Raw genomic sequence first — 18,988 nt, 5'->3', positions numbered from 1 at the left:
AGGTAGCCGGTGTGCGCATCCTCGTGACCGGGGCGACCGGCTACATCGGCGGCCGGCTGGCCCCCCGCCTGCTCGACCAGGGGCACGACGTGCGGGCGATGACCCGCGACCCGGCGCGGTTGCGCGGCGTCCCCTGGGCGGCCCGGGCGCAGGTGGTCCAGGCCGACGCCCGCGACCCGGCCTCCCTGCCGGCGGCGATGGCCGGTGTCGCCGTCGCCTACTACCTCATCCACTCCATCGACTCGGGCGGCGACTTCTCCGCGGTGGACCGCCAGGCGGCGAGCGCCTTCGCCGCCGCCGCCCGCATGGCCGGGGTACGGCGCATCGTCTACCTCGGCGGGCTGAGCCCGGCGGGCGGCGAGGAGGGCCTGTCCGCGCACCTGAGCTCCCGCCAGGAGGTCGCGAGGATCCTGCTGGACTCCGGGATCCCCACCATCGTGCTACGGGCGGCGGTCATCATCGGCAGCGGCAGCGCGTCGTTCGAGATGCTGCGCTACCTCACCGAACGGCTGCCGGTGATGCTGACCCCCCGCTGGGTGCGCACCCGCATCCAGCCGATCGCGGTCCGGGACGTGCTGTACTACCTGATCGGCGCGCTCAGGGTGCCTCCGGAGGTCAACCAGTCCTTCGACGTGGGTGGCCCGGACATCCTGACCTATGCGGAGATGATGCAACGTTTCGCGGCGGTGGAGGGGCTGCGCAGACGGATCATCATTCCGGTACCGGTGCTGTCCCCCGGGCTGTCCTCGCTGTGGGTCGGCGTGGTGACCCCGGTACCCAAGGCCATCGCGAAGCCCCTGGTCCGGTCGCTGCGTACCGAGGTCGTCGTCCGCGACGAGCACGCGGTCCGCCGGTGGATCCCGGACCCGCCGGACGGGCTGATGCCCTTCGACACCGCGGCCGCCTACGCTCTCGCCCGCGTCCGCGAACGCGGCGTCGAGACCCGCTGGTCGACGGCGGTCTGGCCGACCCGCTCACCCGCCCGAACCAGGCGGCGGGCCGGCTCGCCGAAGCCGGCAGGGACCGCAGTGACGGCAGGGACCGCAGTGACGGCAGGGACCCTGCCGCCGTCGGTCCTGGGGACCGCGGCGGGACGCGGCGGCGTGGCCTGCGCTCCCCGGCCGCCCGGCGAGCCGACCTTCACGGACCCGCACTGGACGGGCGGGGCGCTCTACGTCGACGAGCGCAGCATGCCGGTGGCCGCCCCACCGAATCGGCTCTGGCGGGTCATCGAGGGCATCGGCGGCGAGAACGGCTGGTACTCGTGGCCGCTGGCCTGGTCGGCTCGCGGCTGGCTGGACATCGTGCTGGGCGGCGTCGGCCTGCGCCGCGGCCGGCGGGACCCGCAGCGGGTGCACGTCGGGGAGGCGCTGGACTTCTGGCGCGTCGAGGAGATCGAGCCCGGCCGGCTGCTGCGGTTGCGCGCGGAGATGAAGATGCCCGGCGACGGCTGGCTGGAGCTGCGTGCCGCCGTCGGCGACGACGGCGGCACGGTCTACCGGCAGCGGGCGATCTTCCTGCCCCGCGGGCTGCCCGGCCAGCTCTACTGGTGGGCGATCAGTCCCTTCCATGCGGCCGTGTTCGGCGGCATGCTGCGCAACATCGTGCGCACCGCCGAGGCGACGCAGGTGTCCCCCGCAGCGTCTGCCCGCCGCTGAGAGCCCGGACAGCAGCGAGAGCCCGGACAGCAGCGAGGGCCCGGGGGCAGGCGGGCCCGGGGGCAGGCGGGCCCGGGGGTCAGGTCCAGCCCCGGCCCTGGGCCGGCGGGTCGGGGGGAAACGGTCCGTGCCCCGGGGGATCCATCAGCGGCGGCGGTTCGGATCCGGCTGGCAGCCGGCCCCCGACGCCACGTCCCGGCACGTCGGGGATCTCGATGTCGAACCAGACCCGCTTGCCGCCCGGGGTCGTCTCGACTCCCCAGGCCAGCGACAGCGCCTCCACCAGCAGCAGGCCCCAGCCCGACTCGGGGTCGGGCTTGTTCGCCGCCGCCGCGCCCGGACGCGGCAGGTGGCCGCCCTCGCGGTCCTCGACGCTGATCCGCAGCCGGCCCGGCTCCAGCGACGCCCGCAGCACCAGGTCGCTGCGCGCGTGCAGGACCGCGTTCGTCACCACCTCGCTGACCAGCAGGGTCGCGTCCTCGACCGAGGTGATGCCGTAGTCGAGCATGACGTCGCGCATCGCCATCCGGGCCTGCCCGGCCGAGGCGGCCACCGCGGGCAGCGCCAGTTCGAGCAGCGGCGGGTTCACCGCCTGGGTGGTCAGCACCACCATGGCTGTGTCGTCGTCGGTGCGGGCCGGCAGGTCGGCGGCGATCAGGCACCGTTCGAGCAGCGACCGGGCCGTCTCCTCGGCCGGGCCCTCGCCGGTACCGGCAACCGTGTCCGGGCCGAACCAGCTCCGCGCGGCGAAGCTGTCACCGCGGGCCCGGCGGCGCCGATCGGCCCCCCCGGCGCGACGTTCGCCCCCGGCGCGGCGGTCCGGGCCGGTGCGCCGGTCCCGGCCGCTGCGCCGGTCGGCCATGCCCCGCGGCGGGCCGAGGGAGGGCCCGGGCGCCCGCCGGTCGACCCACGCGCCGGTCGACGCCTCGCCGGGCCTGTCAGAGCCGCCGGCCGGGTCGCCCTCCGCCGCACCCCCCCGCGCAGCGTCGCCGGGGTTGCCGTTTGCCGCGGCCTGGCCGGCCCGCGCGGCGGCCACCCGGGCACGCTGCTCGGTCAATCCGCGCCGCAGGTTCTCCAGGCCGTCGACCAGCGGCCGGCGCCGCGACTCCACCAGGCCGTCGGTGAACATCACCAACGCCGAGCCCGGCGGCAGCGTCACCGTCGTCTCGCTGAAGCCGCCGCCCTCGCCGACGCCGAGCGGCAGGCCGGGGTCGAGCACGAGGTAGTCCGGGTCCTCGTCGGGCAGGATCACCAGCGGGGCGGGGTGCCCGGCGTTGGCGATGGTCGCCCGGCCGGTATGCCGGTCGTAGACCGCATAGATGCAGGTGGCGAGCTGCAGGCCGGGCAGCAGGCCGACGACCCGATCCAGCCGGGTGAGGACCTCCGCGGGGCACCAGTCCTCCAGCGCGTAGGCCCGCAGCGCCGCGCGAAGCTGGCCCATCACCGCGGCGGCCCGCAGCCCGCGGCCCATCACGTCGCCGATGGCTACTCCCACCCTGCCACCGGACAGCGGGATCACGTCGTAGAGGTCGCCGCCGACCTCGGTGCCCGCCGTCCCCGGCCGGTACTCCATGGCGATCTCGACGCCCTCGAGAGCGGGCGGATGGGCCGGCAGCAGCGAGCGCTGCAGGGTCAACGCGGACTCCTGGGCCTCCTTGAAGCGCAGGGCGTTCTCCAACGCGAGGGCGCCGCGGCGGGCCAGGTCCTCCAGCAGAGTGACCTCGGCGTTGGTGTAGAAGCCCTCGCGGCGGCCGACGGTGATGGCGCCGAGGATCCGCCCGTGCACCGACAGCGGCACGTTCGCCGTCGGGCCGCCCTGGATGCGGCGGAACTGCTGGTAGGCGAGCTCGTGCGGGAACGACAGCGTGGCTCGCAGGCTGTCGAAGTCGGGCAGGCAGTAGGTCTGCCCGTTGCGCAGCACGACGCCGGGCGGGAAGTCGTCGGCGAGCGTGGGCGGGCGGGTGGCGACGATCGCCCGCATGATCTTGTCGACCTTCGGGTCGATGAAGACGGTGGCGCCCAGCCGCACGTCGTCGCCGTCGCGCACCCAGACCATCGCGCCGGTGCCGAAGCGGGGCACCGCCAGCCCGGCCAACAGGTCGGGGACGTGCTCAGGATCGAGGGTGCCACCGAGGACGAGCCCGGCGTCGGCCAGGAACGACGCCGGCGAGCCGTCCGGGCCGCCCCGGCCGTCGCCGCCCGGGCCGCCCCACAGCACGCGGGCGATCCCCCGGGCACCGCGCAGCCCCGCTGACGCCGAGCGGCGCACCTGCTGCGACATCCGGGCTGCCGCCTGCGAACTCAGGGCGATCCCGGCGTCCGCCGCGGCAGCGATAGCGGACATGCCGGACGAAGCCCCGGTGGCGGGTTCGGGCGTCGGGGCTGGATCCCCCCGCCCCCGATCGAATCCGACTACCGGGACCGAGCCGTAACGGCCAGTCACCTGGTCCACCCGCGGAAGTCTAGTTCGGTAACCGGATATCGCGCATCGCGAGAACGTCGACCCGAGCCGGGAGCGGTACCCCATCGCCATCCCTTCGCGCACTCGAGCCGGGTTTGCCGCCACCGAGCCGTCGCCGGAGGAGCATGTGTCGCACCAGCGCGGCCGTCCGACCGCCCGCGTCCGGAAGGCCGCGACGGTGGGGCAGCCCGGGGCATCGAGTCCCGGCGGGGCGGTAGGTCCGGACGGGACAGACCGGGCGGGGCCGAGGTGCTAGGTACGCCGCCGGAGGCCGGGACGGCCGGCAGATCTGTCAACGTCCCGACGTCGGCGACGGCGCCCTGGTGGGTATCGGTCACTGCGGGACCAGGGGCCTTAGAAAGGATCACATGGGGATACATCATTCCAGCACTGACTATTCCACGATTGGATCGAGTTCTGGTAACAGGGGGGAAACCCCCCGTTCGTCTCCGGCCCGCGTTGGCAACCGGGATGCCGGATGGTGGCGGCGGGCCGTGTTGTACGAGGTGTATCTGCGCAGCTTCGCCGACTCCGACGGCGACGGCGTCGGCGACCTCACCGGTCTGCGCCAGCACCTGCCGGCCCTCGCCGAGCTGGGCGTGGACGCCCTGTGGATCACACCCTTCTACCCGTCCCCGATGGCCGACCACGGCTACGACGTCGCCGACCACCGCGAGGTCGACCCGCTGTTCGGCAGCCTCGCCGACGTCGATGCGCTGCTCACCGACGCCGCCGACGCCGGTCTCGCCGTCCTCGTCGATCTGGTTCCGAACCATTCCAGCTCGGCGCACCCGGCCTTCCAGGCGGCGCTGGCGGCCCCGGCGGGCGGACCCGAGCGGGAGCTGTACATCTTCCGGGACGGGCGGGGACCGGACGGCGGCGAGCCCCCGAACAACTGGATGTCCGTCTTCGGCGGTCCGGCCTGGACCCGGGTTGCCGACGGCCAGTGGTACCTGCACCTGTTCGACGCCGAGCAACCCGACTGGAACTGGGACCATCCCGCGGTGCGGGCCGATCATGAGGCGACCCTGCGTTTCTGGCTCGACCGGGGCGTCGACGGTTTCCGCATCGACGTCAGCCACGGCCTGGTCAAGGACGGCGAGCTGCGCGACAACCCACCCGGCCGGATGATCGACGACAGCGGGTTTCGGGAGGAGGGCGAACCGCGGGTCTGGGACCAGGACGGCGTGCACGAGATCTACCGGAGCTGGCGGGCGATCACTGACGAGTACACCCGCCGGGACGGCCGGCCCCGGGTGCTGATCGGGGAGACCTGGGTACGCGACCCGGCGCGCCTGGCCCGGTACGTCCGCCCCGACGAGCTGCACCTGACGTTCTCGTTCTCCCTGCTGACCATCCCGTGGTCGGCGCCGGACTGGCGGACGGTGATCGACGCCGAACGCGCGGCGCTCACGGCGGTCGGCGCGCCGGCCACCTGGGTGCTGGCCAACCACGACGTGGTGCGTCCGGTGACCCGCTANGGGGGNGGGGAGGTCGGCACCCGCCGCGCCCGGGCGGCTCTGCTGACCCTGCTCGCGCTGCCCGGCGTCGCCGTGCTCTACCAGGGCGACGAGCTGGCGCTGCCGCAGGCCGACGTGCCGCCGGCGGCGCGCCAGGACCCGGCGTGGACCCGTTCGGGGGGCACGGTGGCGGGCCGGGACGGCGCCCGCGTGCCGCTGCCCTGGTCCGGCGACGCGCCGCCGTACGGATTCACCGCGGACGGCGTCGAGCCGTGGCTGCCGCAGCCGGCCGACTGGGCCGGGTTCGCGATCCTCGCCCAGGCCGAAGATCCGATGTCGACGTGGCTGCTCATCCGCGGGGCGCTCGCGCTGCGCCGGGCCCTGCCGCACCTGCGCGGCGACGAGCTGCACTGGCGCGACGACGCACCCGCGGGCTGTCTTGCCTTCGACCGGACGACCGCGGACCCGACGACCGCCGAACGGGCGACCCCGGGGGCGCCCACCTCGGTGGGGCCGGCACGTATGACGTGCGTGACGACGATGGGACGGGAGGTGACAATCGACCTGAGCGGCCGACTGGTGCTCGCGAGCGGACCTGTGGGTTACGACGGCGCGACGCTGACCCTGCCACCGGACACCACGGCGTGGGTCGCACCCCGTACGGGCTGAGAGCGCATCGGCGGCCCGGATGCAGGCGAATGTGACGCACAATGGAGGCGTGAGCCAGCCCCGCACACCGGCCCAGCCCACGACGACCTTCTTCGATGCGGTCGGCGGAGAGCCGACGTTCCGCAGGCTGGTCGCGCGGTTCTACCAGGGGGTGGCGAACGATCCGGTGTTGCGTCCGCTGTACCCGGAGGAGGATCTGGCGGGGGCGGAGGATCGCCTGCGCCTGTTCCTCATCCAGTACTGGGGCGGCCCGAGCGATTATCAGGAGCTGCGGGGCCACCCGCGGCTGCGGATGCGGCACGTGCCGTTCGCGATCGGCCCGGTACAGCGCGACGCCTGGCTCGTCGTGATGCGCGCGGCGGTCGACTCCCTGAACCTGCCGCCCGATCAGTACAAGACGCTCTGGGACTACCTGCAGATGGCGGCGAACTCGCTGCAGAACCGCGCCGACTGAGCTCGCCGCCTGAGTTCGCCGCCTGAGTTCGCCGACAAGGCCGTCCGACGACAAGGCCGTCCCGACGCCGCCGCCCGTGCTGGTCTCCCAGCCCGGGCGGCGGCGGAACGTCAGTCGCGCGTGAGCTTGCGGTAGGTGACGCGGTGTGGGCGGGCGGCCTCCTGGCCAAGCCGCTCGATCTTGTTGGCCTCGTAGTCGGCGAAGTTGCCCTCGAACCAGAACCAGCGGGCCGGGTCCTCGTCGGTGCCCTCCCAGGCGAGGATGTGGGTGGCGACCCGGTCGAGAAACCAGCGGTCGTGGGAGACGACCACGGCGCAGCCGGCGAACTCCAGCAGCGCGTCCTCCAGCGACCGCAGGGTCTCCACGTCGAGGTCGTTGGTGGGCTCGTCGAGGAGCAGCACGTTGCCGCCGCGCTTGAGGGTCAGGGCGAGGTTGAGCCGGTTGCGCTCACCGCCGGACAGCACGCCGACGGGCTTCTGCTGGTCCGGGCCCTTGAACCCGAACGACGACACGTACGCCCGGCTGGGGAAGTCGACCTTGCCGACGACGATGTGGTCGAGGCCGTCGGAGACGACCTGCCAGACGTTCTTCTTCGGGTCGAGGCCGGCCCGGGACTGATCGACGTAGGCGATGTCGACGGTGTCACCGATGACAAGGCTGCCCGCGTCGGGAGTCGCCTGCCCGGTGAGCATCGTGAACAGCGTGGTCTTGCCGACCCCGTTGGGGCCGATCACACCGACGATGCCGCCACGCGGCAGGGTGAACGACAGGTCGTCGATGAGCAGACGGCCGTCGAACCCCTTGGCTAGCCCCTTGGCCTCGATGACCTGGTTGCCCAGCCGTGGGCCGGGCGGGATCTGGATGTCCTCGAAGTCGCGCGGGCGAGCCCGGTCCGCCTCGGCGGCCAACTCCTCGTAGCGGGACAGGCGTGACTTGCTCTTGGTCTGGCGGGCCTTCGGGTTGGAGCGGACCCACTCGAGTTCCTGGGCGAGGACCCGGCGCCGCTTGGCGTCCTTCTGGCCCTCGACCTTGAGCCGGGCCGCCTTGGCCTCCAGGTAGGTCGTGTAGTTGCCCTCGTAGGCGTGCGCGCGGCCCCGGTCGAGCTCGAGAATCCAGCCGGCGACGTTGTCGAGGAAGTACCGGTCGTGGGTGACGGCGAGCACGGCGCCGGCGTAGCGGGCCAGGTGCTGCTCGAGCCAGGCGACGCTCTCCGCGTCGAGGTGGTTGGTCGGCTCGTCGAGCAGCAGCAGGTCGGGCGCCTCGAGCAGCAGCTTGCACAGGGCGACCCGGCGCCGCTCACCGCCGGACAGCAGCGACACGTCGGCGTCACCCGGGGGCAGCCGCAGCGCGTCCATCGCCTGATCGAGCTGACTGTCGAGCTCCCAGGCGTTGCCGGCCTCGATCTTGTCGATGAGCTCGGCCTGTTCGGCGAGCAGCGAGTCGAAGTCCGCGTCGGGCGCGGTCATCTTCTCGTTGATCTCCTCGTAGCGGGCGAGCACCCGGCGGATCTCGCGCACCCCGTCCTCGACGTTGCCGCGGACGTCCTTGGTCTCGTCGAGCGCCGGCTCCTGGGCGAGCATGCCCACGGAGTAGCCGGGGCTCAGGATCGCCTCACCGTTACTCGGCTGGTCGAGCCCAGCCATGATCTTGAGCAGGGACGACTTCCCCGCCCCGTTGGGACCGACCACCCCGATCTTCGCTCCGGGCAGGAAAGCCAGGGTCACGTCATCGAGGATGACCTTGTCACCGTGGGCCTTGCGCGCTTTGCGCAACTGGAAGACGTACTGCGCCATGTCGTCAACCCTAGGGCATCGCGGCGACCACCCTCGCGGCGGTGATCGGTGGCGTGACCGTCCACCACCGTTTCGCGGTCTGTTCCCGCCGGCCGCACCGGCCCTCACGGCCTCGGTGGGATACCTCCACCGGATCGCGGGCACGGACGGTACGAGAGCCGTCACCAGACGGCGAGAGGTGGCGGGCGGGCAGGTATGCGGGCGAATGACCACCGGTTCGGGCTGGCGGCCGAGGCGTACGTCTTCGGCTACCCGCTGGTGAGCAACGTCCGGCTGAGCGGGCGGTTCGCGGGCGAGGGGATCGGGCTGCTCGCACCCGCCGGGTTCAACGCCTTCGCCCACATGCGTGATCTTCCGGGCCCACGCTCGCCGTTCGTCAGCGTCAACGCGGACGTGCTGCACTCGGTGGCGCAGGTCGACCTCGCACCGGGCCCGCTGGTCCTGTCCGTCCCGGACTGCGGTGACCGGTACAGCCTGCTGCTGTTCGTCGACGCCTGGCGCAACAACTTCGCCTACGCGGGGCGACGGACCGGCACCGGGCGCGGCGGGTCGTACGTGCTCGTGCCACCCGGCTGGACGGAGCCGACGCCGTCGGACCTGATCCGCATCGAGGTCCCGACCCGACTGCTGACCGTGATCGGCCGTTTCGGCCTCGACGACCCGGCCGACGCCCGCCCGGTCCACCGGCTTCAGGACGAGCTCCGGTTGCATCCCCTGGATCCGGGCGCGCGCCGAGCGGAGGGACCGCCGGAGCATTCGAAGAGCGTCTGCGACGACCTGCGGTTCTGGGAGGAGCTGCGGATCTGGCAGCGGGCCTGCCCCCCGCCGCCGGCCGAGGCCGACTATGCCCGCCGCTTCGCCCCGCTCGGGATCTTCGACGATCCCTCGCCGTACGTCGATCCCGATCCGGCGCTCACCTGGTCGCTGCGCGGCGGGTTGCGCGCCGGCCGCGACGGGCTCGAACGCGTCGCCCACGCCGGGCGGGCACTGAGCAACGGCTGGTCCAGCACCCCGCACGCCCTCGACTTCAACCTCGACCGCCTGGGGCCGGGAACCCGCGACGAGCCGGCCTGGCGGATGACCGACCGCGACCAGGCCCGGCTGGCTCGGGCGATGGCGGCCCGTCAGCCGATCGGCGCGACCCACGGCTACGAGAGCATCGAGGCGACCTGCCTGGTGGACGTTGAGGGCCGCCGCCTGACGGGCGCCCACCGCTACATCTTTGACCTGGCGCCGCCGCCCCCCGCGGCGGAATGGTCGGTGACGATGTACGACGCTCCCGAGTACTACCTGGTGGACAATTCCCTGCACCGGTTCTCCCTGGGCAGTCGAACCCGCGACCTGCGCCGCGGCCCGGACGGCTCGGTCCGTGTCCTCATCCAGAGCGATCCCCCGTCCGACGAGGTCGAGCAGGCCAACTGGCTGCCCGCGGCGACCGGCGACTTCCGTCCCACGCTGCGGATCTACGGCCCTGGCGAGGACGTGCTCGACGGCACGTACGCACCGCCACCGATCCGCCGCGTCGACTGAGTCACCTCGCCCCCTCGCCTGTCCGTGACGTCGCCCCCCCGGGCGGCACCGGCGTCCGCGAGGCTGACCCGCAGCGGCGGCCGGGCACCCGTGCCGACCTCGTCGACCTGCCCCACCGACCCGAGCACCGTGACCGCGGGCCCGCCCCGATCCGGCGCAGCGCGGCCCGCGGCGAGCCGCACGGGGAGGATCTGCTGGTCGACGGCGTGCTCGTGCCCCCGGCGGTCCGTCGCATACAGCGTCACGGCGACGGAGGTGCCGCGGCCGCCGCGGACCACGGTCGCCGTCGGGCGGACGGCCGGCTTACGCGCCGCGCCCGGGCGAGCCGACCCCGTGTCGTCATCGAGGGCGAGATCGTCCACGCCGAGGCCGTCGTCGTCGACGGTGAACGTCAGCGACGTCGCCGCCCGCGGGTCGACCGGGATGGAAAGCCGGTCGCGGCCGGCGGTGAGCACGAGCCGGGCGGACCGGCTCCGAGGCGGCGTGGCGCCGGCCGGGACGGCGACCGTCGCCGCCACCCGGTCCCCGGCGCGGACCGCGAGTCGCTCGACCCGCGCCGTGGACGGCGACCCGGGCGACCGGTCGTACGCCGGGGCGAGGCGCAGCAGGTAGGCAGGCCGGTCGGGATGGTCCGCGACCACGGTGAGGTCGTCGACGCCGCGGGCGACCGCATACAGCACCGGGTCGTCGAGATCCGGGCCGTTGGCCGTCACGGGGGTGGGATGGCCGAGGAACGCCGGGTTCGCCGCGACGAACACCAGCGGGCGATCCGGCAGCCGGCGCAGCATGGCGCGCAGCTCCCGGTCGTTGCCGGTCAACACGAGGTTGTCGCGCACCGCACCGGTGAGGACCACGACCGTGAGGGTGACGACGGCCGCCACGACCGGGACGAGCACGGCGAACCCGAGCCGGCGTCCACGGGCGACCAGGGCAGCCGCGCCCCACGCGCATCCGGTCGCGCCGAGGTGCACGAGCGGGATGAGGACGGCGACCATGTAGAAGGGGCCGAGGTAGCGGATGCCGCCCCACAGCTCGGCGGCGTTCCACGCTCCCCAGAAGCAGACATACCCAATCAGGAACAGCAGTCCGCCGAGGCCCAGCATCGCGGCGGGCGCGGACAGTCGCCGCCGCACTCCGGCGGCGAGCGACGCCGCCGCAAGCACGACGCCGCCGAAGGCCCAGCCGCCGAGCAGCCAGAGATGGTCCCCGACGGAGCTCAGTCCGTCGGTGAGGCCGAAGTCGTGCCGCCCGTCGGCCGGGTAGAGCTTGCGCAGCCCGAAGCCGATCCGATCGTCGGGTTCGAGCAGCGCGAACGGCAGACGCAGCGGGCTCCCGGTCGCCGCCGCGTTGGTGAGCAGCACGATCACCGCCGGCGCGGCCAGGCCGCACACCAGCCAGCGCACCAGCCACCAGCACCGCCCGGCCGAGGTCACCAGCAGCCAGACCGCGAGGGGTGCCAGCAACAGCACGACGTCGTACGGCCGCACCGCCGCGGCGACGCCGAGCGCGACCCCGGCACCCAGCACGGGCGGCGCGCGGTGTAACCGCCGGCCTCGCAGCACCCCGAGCATGGTCGCCTGGAGCAGGACCAGTGCCGGCAGGTAGCTGAGCACCATGGCGCTCTGCAGAAGCACCAGCGGGGAAAGGGCGAGCAGGGTCGCGGCCAGCGCCGCGACCCTGCGGCTGCCCGACAGTTCGACGCCGAGCAGGTAGGTGACGACGACCGCCGCCGCCGCAATGACGGCGAGCGCCGGATCGATGCTGCCGGCGACGAACAGGCTGGCCGCGAAGACCGCGGGCACGAAGGGCGTGTACTTCAGGACGTAATGGTCGTCGACGACGGTGCCGAGCCACGGCAGGTAGGACTGCGCGGGATGCGGCGCGGGCGGGAACAGCCTGCCCTCGGCCAGCGTCCGAGCGTGCAACAGGTAGATGCCCTCGTCGTTGTTGACCGACAGCAGGGGAAAGACGGTGTGTCTCAGCACGACGGCAGCGGCGGCGCTCAGCATGGCGAGCACCGCGACGTACCGCGCTGCCGCCGGAGCAGCGGCGAGGCGCCCCCTCAGGCGCCGACCGAGGGCGTCCTCACCCGGCCCCGCGGGACTGCCTGTGGGGGCCCTTCCCCAAACTGCCCGCTGCGCCGGGACGGCCGGCAGCACCGGACCGGAGTCCGGCTCGGCGGGCGCGGGTGCGCGCCGCCTGCTCTCGTGCCGGCTACTCACCCCCGGCACGCTACCCAGCGCCGCCGACGGCGTCGGCGGCAGGTCCACCCCACCTTTACGCATTGCCGTCATCGTTGGCCATGAGATGATCAGTGCTGCTCGGCGGCGGCAGAGAACGCGCGCCAGGGCGAGCCGTCCACGCCCGAGCCGGACGGGAAGGGCGTCGCCCCCGCTCCCCCTCCGCCCAGGGCGTCGGCCCGCGGTGCCGCCGTAGCCAGCGGCGCCGACACCCCCGGCACCAGGCCGGCCGCTGTCGACCCGATCGCGGCGACGCCGATCGGCTGCATGTCCCTCGTCAGGGCGTGCGCCAGCTCCTCCCTTCCGCCGGTGACCGCGACCGACGCGACGTGCTCCGGCTGCGGTGGACCGACCTCGGCCGACTCTCGCAGGTCGACCAGCGGCCCGCCGCCGGGCAGGTTGAGCCCGGTGGCCTCGACCGGTGCGGCTGCGGGCCGCCGGGTAAGCCGCTGGGAGCGCGCCGCGTGCCAGGTCAGCTCCGTGCCGACGGCATCGGCGTCGATCTCGTAGCTGACGCGCCGCTCCCCCTCGCTCGTCTCGAACGAGCGCTGCCGCAGCCGGCCGTAGACCAGCGCCCGGTCCCCGCGCACGAGGCTCGCGGCGACGTTGTCGGCAAGCTGCCGCCAGCAGGACACGCGAAGAAACAGGGTCGCGACGTCGCATCGCTTATGTCATTATTGAGCATGAGCGAGCAAGATGCCCAGGTCATCCGGGTTGGCGTGGCTGCGTACGGGAGGATCAGCCGTGACCCGGGGAATGATCAGAAAGGCGTCACGAGGCAGATCCAGGACGCGCGGAACGAGGTCGCCCGTCATCCGAGCTGGCTCATGGTGGGCGAGTTCGTTGACAACGACCTAAGCGCCACCACGGGCAAGGTGAAGCGGCCCCGGTTCGAGGCCCTTCTAGCAGCCGTGCGCGCGGGTCACATCCAGGTGATCGTCTGCTACATGACTGGTCGCCTGGTGCGGAACCGTCGTGAGCGGTTGGAGACTTACGAGCTGCTCGCGACGCACCGGGTAAAGATCGTTTGCACCGGGGGTACCGACCTCGATCTCTCCACACCCGCAGGTCGACTAGTCGCCAACATCCTGGGCGAGACGGATACCTACGAGGTCGAGCAAGCAGGTACCCGAGTATCCGACTCGCACAAGCAGGCAGCCGAGGAGGGACGCCCCTCGGGCGGTCGACCGTACGGCTACGTTTCCGATCCCCTCGCTCCCAAGCACCACAAGCAACGACTCATGCACCCGGAGGAGTCGGCCGTGGTGTGCGGCATGGTGTACCGCGTCATGCGGGGCGACTCGTACCGCTCGATCGTCCTGGAGCTCAACGAGCGAGGCATCCGCACACAGCACGGGGGGGTGTGGACGACGGCGGCACTCAGGGCTGTCCTGAGGAACCCAGGCATCGCGGGACAGCGACGGTACAAGGGCAAGGTCGTGGGCACCGCGACGTGGGAACCGATCATCGACCCCGGCAAGTGGGCGATCTTGATCACCCTCATGGACGCGAGGTCGAGACCTCACGGGTGGTCGAACCGGCACGTTCACCTGCTCTCCGGGATCATGCTGTGCGGGAGGTGCCTCGCAGATGGCAAGGACATCCCGGTCGTCTGCCGGAACGACTCGAAGATCAAGAAACGCATCTACCTCTGCCCCGGCAAGCTGGGCGGCGGATGTAATCGCCTGAGCAGACACGGCGACCCAGTGGACGCCTACGTCGAAGAGACCGTGGTCCGCATGCTGGGCGAGGCAGGGGTTATCGAAGATCTTTTGATGGCGGATACACCCGACGCCAACGAGGTACTCAAGATCGCCCAGGGCATCGAAGCCTGCAAAGCCCGAGCGGCCCGCATCGGTGAGCAGATGGCAGATGACGACCCGGACGACGAGATCCTTGCCATCGCACGGAAGTCTGCACTCGACAAGATCCGGGGCGAGCTCGACGCGCTGCGGCAGCGCCAGACGGCTATGAGTAACGCCACAGCTGCTGCGGGCCTGCTCGGCGTTGAAGACATCGCCTACCACTGGCAGTACGTCATGACCCTGGCTCAGAAGCGCGCTGTGGTCGCAGCACTCCTGAGGGTCGTCCTACTGCCGGTCGGCAAGGGGCGGACCGCTACGACCGACCACATCCTGATCGAGCGCAGGTAGGGCACCCCCCGGCGGATGTGGGCTGGGTCACTTTGACGATGTCCGGGCCGGACACGTACGTTCATCGCGATCGGGTAACCGATACAACTGATCGGGAGACCGATCGACCGCCACACCTCGGGGCTTATCGAGGGCCGCATCCCCTACGGAGGGCTGCGGATCATCTTTGGCCGACCTCGCGGCATATCGGGGCGCACGTTCCGCCATCGGAACGGGTAGAGATCGCTCACGCCAGGAGCGCTATCAAAACGGGCCGGTACACCGCACGTAGCGGTGGACCATTTGCGCGCCCTGGAGAGCGCTCCCCGTGTCTCTATCCACACCCCCCGATCAGCCGGTCGATATTCGACCTCTCATCGCGTCCCGCATGGTCGCGCCATCCCTCGCGGCTGAAATTGCCGAGGCTGCCGCGCGTCGTGCTCGTGAGCTGGTAGCTGAGAAGCCCATCGCCACTGGCACCGTTGACCTCCTGCGGTCAGTGGTGGGGCCTATCAACGTCCACGGTCGAGCGTCCCAGATCGACCCACGGCGACCAGCGATAACGCCTCGACGTGATGACGTCACCCCATCGCGCGAGGCACCCGCAGCGTAACGAGCGCTTGAGATCGCCGCCGGCGTTCCATAGTCACTCGCACGTCGAATGACATTCGGGGCGTGATTCGGCTCGTCAGCGTCGACCCTGGCACGCCCTAATGCACCGCCCCGCGCGTCGTGAGTGACGTGACGCGCGGGGTTGGAGGGCGGATGAAAGCAATGCCGCAGACCCAACTACATCGACGCCGGAAAATTCGACATCGGCATTTCTGAACAATATATTTGTAATGCGCATTCGCGCACGTCATATCAGTCGCAGAGAAGGAAGATTCTCATGCCCGCAGGAGGACCGAACCTCGTGCCAAAAGCAGTACACGACTTGGAAGCGATGGGCGGAAAGGATCAGTGGTTCGACGTTCCCTCCATCCAGCTTTGGAGGATCAAGAATCGGGGAATGTCGTGCACAGCCAGCCCCCACGGGGTGAAGCGGCAACTTCGTGTCGGCGTTGAGAACGGCTACGCCGAGGAGCACATGGGTAAGTACCGCATCCCCGTGGAGGGTGTGGACGGGGCGACACTGCCCGGCTACGTGCCCTGCCCGGCTAGGGACACTGACGAGGACGAGGCATGACCCCCCTACCGAACCACGTTGAGGATCAGCGTCGGGCAGCCGCAGCGGAGATGCGGGAACGGATGAACCGGGCTCCGGGCTTCAGAAGCGGGGAGATCACGGAGCCGATCCGTCGGCTTATCAGGTCGATCGAGACAGCGATGCCCACCCGGCCGCTTCGGGGCTGCTCCCATCTTCGAGGCGATGCACCACAGCCGGTCTTCCTGGCTGCCTGGGATCCCACGCTGATCGTCTGCGGTCGCTGCACATGGCGTATCCCCGTCCCGGAAGGGGCTGAGGCGCATACGTGCGATGTCTGCCGGAAGCACCGACCCGGTCAGCTTGTAGCCGGGCTATTCAACGGTGGCGGACCCATGACTGTGGTCATCGGGACGTGCGAATCGTGCCGAGGAGAGCCAGCGAGTCCAAAAGAATGACCTCGCGCCGGGGCAGACACGAGGTCATTCAACTACCAGGTGGAACCAGAGTGAAGGAATCATATCACAATGACGCGACCGACACCGACCTACCTTGACTTTTCTAAGTCTTGGCTTGGTACGCTCGATTCCCGCGCTCAGGCTCGAATCCTCCTCCGGATCTGGAGTAATCATCCGATCGCGGGAGAAGCTTATCTATATATCCCATGGCATGAAAAGGGTGAAGCCGGCACCGGTGCTTCGCCAACTCAAGAGTTCCTACCCTTTCCGCCCACCACGCAGGAGCTAGAATTTCGGCTAAGCAGCCGGACGCGGGATAGGTTCTTTACGCCCAATCTCTTTGGTCGAGCGAGCGCGAGGGACGTTGACGTCCTACCATCCCGCGTCCTTTTTCAAGATCTCGATACAGTCAAGCCCTGGCGTATTTCTGCAAAACTCAAGCCTACGATCGCATGGCAGACGTCCCCGGGCTCATATCAGGCGGTCTGGTTGCTCGAAGGTGATGCCCTTTCGGTCGACGAGCACCGGAGGTGGAACACGCGGCTACAAAAGCACCTCCGGGTTAAAGATGCGCGATCTCCGTGCCATTTCATCCGGGTACCGGGGCGACGGAACCGGAAGGGCAAGTACGGACCGGGCGGCGCCGAGGGGATCTTGCTGTGGGACGACGGTCCGACACACGACCTGACCTCACCGGCCTGGGCTGGGCTCCCTCTACCCACACCCCCCTCTGAGGTCGGCCCCTGGAACCCGTCCGAGGTGGATGCAGACATCGTCTGGGGCCGGCTGAACGGGAAGCTGCCTGCGAACGTCGTGCGGTGGCTCCGGCTGCCCGTGCGCCAGGTAGACGAAGAGGACTTCGAAGGCATCGGGCGCCACAAGGCCCTATGGGCGGCTGAGAAGGAGTTGCTCAAGGCCGGATGCACCAAGGAAGAAGTCTTCGCCGTCGTCTGGGCCTCGGGCCTCGGCATCTCGAAGTTCGGCGGCGGCGACGGCAAGAGCGTACGGCCCGCGGCACTTCAAGATCAGATCGCCGACGCGGTTCGCAGCGTCAACGAGGACCGCGCGATAATCCGAGCCCGGGTGGCTGCGGTGTCCGACGAGCCCACACTCACCGAGGCTGTGCCCTCCGGCGAGTTCTGGGACGCGCGGCCAGTGCTCTCCCACATCCGCGACTTCGCCAGGGCCCGGGTCGTATCGCCGTGGGCGATGTTCGGCGTCGTCCTGGCGCGCGTCGCGACCGCCATTCCCCCAACCATCACTCTCCCCCCGCTCATCGGCAGCAAAGCCAGCCTGAACATGTACATCAACATCGTCGACCCATCCGGGGGCGGAAAGGGCTCGGCGATGTCGTCCGCCCGAGACTGTCTTGATCTTCCAGTCGAGATCAAGACAGTGAACCTGGGCTCTGGTGAAGGCGTCACCCACCAGTACATGGAGCGGACGAACGGCGGGGTCCAGCAGTACGAGTCCGCCGTGATGTTCGTCGTGAGCGAGGTCGACAGCTTGACCGCGCTACAGACCCGCTCCGGGTCGACGATCGTCCCGACGCTGTGCTCCGCCTGGGTGGGGGAGCCCCTCGGCTTCGCCTACGTCGATAAGTCGAAGCGGCTACCGATGGAGGCCCACACCTACCGCCTCACGCTCGTCTGTGGCGTCCAGCCCGAGCGGGCCCGGTCGTTGCTCGACACGGCCGGTAGCGGCCTCGCTCAGCGCTTCCTGTGGCTGCCCGCGACGGACCCCGACGCACTGCCGTTCGACCCGTCCACACCCACCACGATCCCGGCGTTGTCCTGGAGAACGCCGTTCGACCGGGACGACCTGACCCTCACACTCGGCGTGGCCCACCCCATCGAGATCGAGATCCGGCGGACCCACCATGACCGGGTCGCGGGTCGGCGCACCGTCTCCCCGCTCGATGCCCACCGGAACCTGTCCCGCCTCAAGATCGCGGCGATCCTGGGTCTCCTCGACAAGCGCACCGAGGTCGACGAAGAAGACTGGCAGCTCGCCGGCCGGGTCCTCGACATGTCCGACCACACCCGCCAAGGGGTAATCCAAGTGCTGGCGTCCACAGAGACCAGCGTGGCGCAGGCACGAGGCAAAAGCCGCGCGATCGAGCGCGTGGCCGAGTCTAACGAGCTGGCCGCCTTCGAGGCCACGATGGAGTGGATCAAAGCCAAGCTGGCCGACGAAGAGATCACCGACGGTGAAATCAAGAGAAGGCTACCGAGCCGAATGAAGCACCACCGCGAGGCGGCGTTGCAGAAGCTCGCAGGCTTGGGGCAGATCGAACGCAAGCCGGGCAGCCGTAAAGACAGCCTGATCTGGACGCTGACCGAGCCACGGTAAGACGCAAGACGCAAGACGCAACGCGCGACACGCAACGCGCAAGAATGATCAGAATTACAGAATGTGACGAAAAAGCCAAAAGGCATATACGCACAGTAAAAAAGAAAGAATTGATCATTCGTACGTAGGAACATTTCGACGTTGCGTGTCGCGCGCTGTCTTGCGTCTTGCGTCTTGCGACTCGTGTTGCGACTCGCGATTCGGGTTGCGTCTTGAGATCAAAAGGGGGGTGTGGAACGAGGATTCAGATGTTGCGCCCCGTCCGGAGTGTACACCGTGCAAGGGGCAGCCCTTGTGTGCGCGACCCGAAGGACCGATACGGCCACGTGATGGATTGACCAGGCCGAACGTAGAAGAGCTGAACCGGCAACACAGCCGGCGGNTGTGGAGGTAGTAATGGAAGACGACGGCCAGAACCGAAAGAACCTGCGAGGGGTCGGCCGACGTGCCGCAGCACGAGGTGACGTGGACCGGGCGGCCGAGGTTGCCGCCGAGCTCTATAAGCCGGTCGAACAGTGGGACTGGGAGGAGCTGACCCGAGGGAGGCCCAGGACCCGAGACGGCGGCTTCGATGCCATGGTGCCGACCTGGCTCACCCCGGTGGTTCAGCGTGAGGCCGAGCGTCGACTGATTACAC

At 70.4% G+C, this 18,988-nt stretch carries 11 protein-coding genes and 2 pseudogenes; 9 read left to right on the top strand and 4 right to left on the bottom strand.

Annotation, left to right across the window (positions count from 1 at the left end; translation table 11 throughout):
• Window positions 1-11: 11 nt before the first annotated feature.
• Window positions 12-1,658 carry an SDR family oxidoreductase gene (locus FF36_RS00195; RefSeq protein WP_044882880.1) on the top strand — a complete coding sequence of 549 codons (1,647 nt, stop codon included), beginning with the start codon at window positions 12-14 and terminating at the stop codon, window positions 1,656-1,658.
• Window positions 1,659-1,737: 79 nt separating this feature from the next.
• Here FF36_RS00195 and FF36_RS00190 read toward each other — a convergent pair whose 3' ends face one another.
• Window positions 1,738-4,002: an ATP-binding SpoIIE family protein phosphatase gene (locus FF36_RS00190; protein WP_236705698.1), complete on the bottom strand. Its 2,265-nt coding sequence runs from the start codon at window positions 4,000-4,002 to the stop codon at window positions 1,738-1,740.
• A 485-nt stretch (window positions 4,003-4,487) separates the two neighbouring features.
• On the opposite strand from FF36_RS00190, the pseudogene FF36_RS36625 reads away from it, so the two are divergent.
• The 3 genes and pseudogenes from FF36_RS36625 to FF36_RS00180 form a co-directional block, all read left to right on the top strand.
• Window positions 4,488-5,599 (top strand): annotated as a pseudogene (locus FF36_RS36625) (alpha-amylase family glycosyl hydrolase); the annotation flags it as partial.
• A 7-nt stretch (window positions 5,600-5,606) separates the two neighbouring features.
• Window positions 5,607-6,248: alpha-amylase family glycosyl hydrolase (locus FF36_RS36620; protein WP_479686760.1), on the top strand; the 642-nt coding region annotated here is incomplete at its 5' end.
• A gap of 19 nt (window positions 6,249-6,267) precedes the next feature.
• A complete protein-coding gene (locus FF36_RS00180; protein WP_044882878.1) occupies window positions 6,268-6,702 on the top strand; it encodes a globin in 435 nt (144 codons plus the stop codon).
• Between the two features lie 110 nt (window positions 6,703-6,812).
• Here FF36_RS00180 and ettA read toward each other — a convergent pair whose 3' ends face one another.
• Entirely contained in the window at window positions 6,813-8,495 is a 1,683-nt protein-coding gene (gene ettA, locus FF36_RS00175; protein ID WP_044882877.1) for an energy-dependent translational throttle protein EttA, read from the bottom strand.
• A 195-nt stretch (window positions 8,496-8,690) separates the two neighbouring features.
• Here ettA and FF36_RS00170 point away from each other — a divergent pair, with 195 nt between their 5' ends.
• Window positions 8,691-10,025 (top strand): DUF1254 domain-containing protein, encoded by a 1,335-nt coding sequence (locus FF36_RS00170; protein ID WP_044882876.1) that lies wholly within the window; start codon window positions 8,691-8,693, stop codon window positions 10,023-10,025.
• On the opposite strand, the gene FF36_RS00165 is transcribed toward FF36_RS00170, so the two are convergent.
• Both FF36_RS00165 and FF36_RS00160 read right to left on the bottom strand, forming a co-directional pair.
• Complete coding sequence (locus FF36_RS00165) at window positions 9,959-12,310, bottom strand: DUF7846 domain-containing protein (RefSeq protein WP_206778957.1); 2,352 nt, start codon at window positions 12,308-12,310, stop codon at window positions 9,959-9,961. The two genes, FF36_RS00170 and FF36_RS00165, sit on opposite strands and share 67 nt — an antisense overlap.
• A gap of 26 nt (window positions 12,311-12,336) precedes the next feature.
• Complete coding sequence (locus FF36_RS00160; RefSeq protein WP_082121555.1) at window positions 12,337-12,912, bottom strand: single-stranded DNA-binding protein; 576 nt, start codon at window positions 12,910-12,912, stop codon at window positions 12,337-12,339.
• A gap of 36 nt (window positions 12,913-12,948) precedes the next feature.
• Here FF36_RS00160 and FF36_RS00155 point away from each other — a divergent pair, with 36 nt between their 5' ends.
• The 4 genes and pseudogenes from FF36_RS00155 (at window position 12,949) to FF36_RS31305 (ending at window position 18,351) form a co-directional block, all read left to right on the top strand.
• Window positions 12,949-14,418, top strand: coding sequence for a recombinase family protein (locus tag FF36_RS00155; RefSeq protein ID WP_199865291.1), 1,470 nt, complete (start codon window positions 12,949-12,951; stop codon window positions 14,416-14,418).
• Window positions 14,419-15,286: 868 nt separating this feature from the next.
• Entirely contained in the window at window positions 15,287-15,583 is a 297-nt protein-coding gene (locus tag FF36_RS00150; RefSeq protein WP_128423232.1) for a hypothetical protein, read from the top strand.
• 485 nt (window positions 15,584-16,068) lie between these two features.
• A pseudogene (locus FF36_RS40545) lies at window positions 16,069-16,617 on the top strand (hypothetical protein); the annotation flags it as partial.
• Window positions 16,618-16,758: 141 nt separating this feature from the next.
• The gene (locus FF36_RS31305) at window positions 16,759-18,351 is read left to right on the top strand and encodes a DUF3987 domain-containing protein (protein ID WP_052680866.1); all 1,593 of its coding nucleotides are present in this window, start codon (window positions 16,759-16,761) and stop codon (window positions 18,349-18,351) included.
• The last annotated feature ends 637 nt before the right edge of the window (window positions 18,352-18,988 follow it).

The sequence above is a fragment of the Frankia torreyi genome, from assembly GCF_000948395.1.
Taxonomy (GTDB): Bacteria; Actinomycetota; Actinomycetes; order Frankiales; family Frankiaceae; genus Frankia; species Frankia torreyi.
The sequence above is the reverse complement of the archived record's forward strand: the minus strand, read 5'-3'. Positions and strand labels throughout refer to the sequence as shown.

Coding starts and splice junctions, on each gene's coding strand:
- FF36_RS00180 (WP_044882878.1), top strand. CDS start 6,268: ATGCAGGCGAATGTGACGCACAATGGAGGCGTGAGCCAGCCCCGCACA.
- FF36_RS00190 (WP_236705698.1), bottom strand. CDS start 4,002: ATGTCCGCTATCGCTGCCGCGGCGGACGCCGGGATCGCCCTGAGTTCG.
- FF36_RS00170 (WP_044882876.1), top strand. CDS start 8,691: ATGCGGGCGAATGACCACCGGTTCGGGCTGGCGGCCGAGGCGTACGTC.
- ettA (WP_044882877.1), bottom strand. CDS start 8,495: ATGGCGCAGTACGTCTTCCAGTTGCGCAAAGCGCGCAAGGCCCACGGT.
- FF36_RS00150 (WP_128423232.1), top strand. CDS start 15,287: ATGCCCGCAGGAGGACCGAACCTCGTGCCAAAAGCAGTACACGACTTG.
- FF36_RS00155 (WP_199865291.1), top strand. CDS start 12,949: ATGAGCGAGCAAGATGCCCAGGTCATCCGGGTTGGCGTGGCTGCGTAC.
- FF36_RS00165 (WP_206778957.1), bottom strand. CDS start 12,310: ATGCGTAAAGGTGGGGTGGACCTGCCGCCGACGCCGTCGGCGGCGCTG.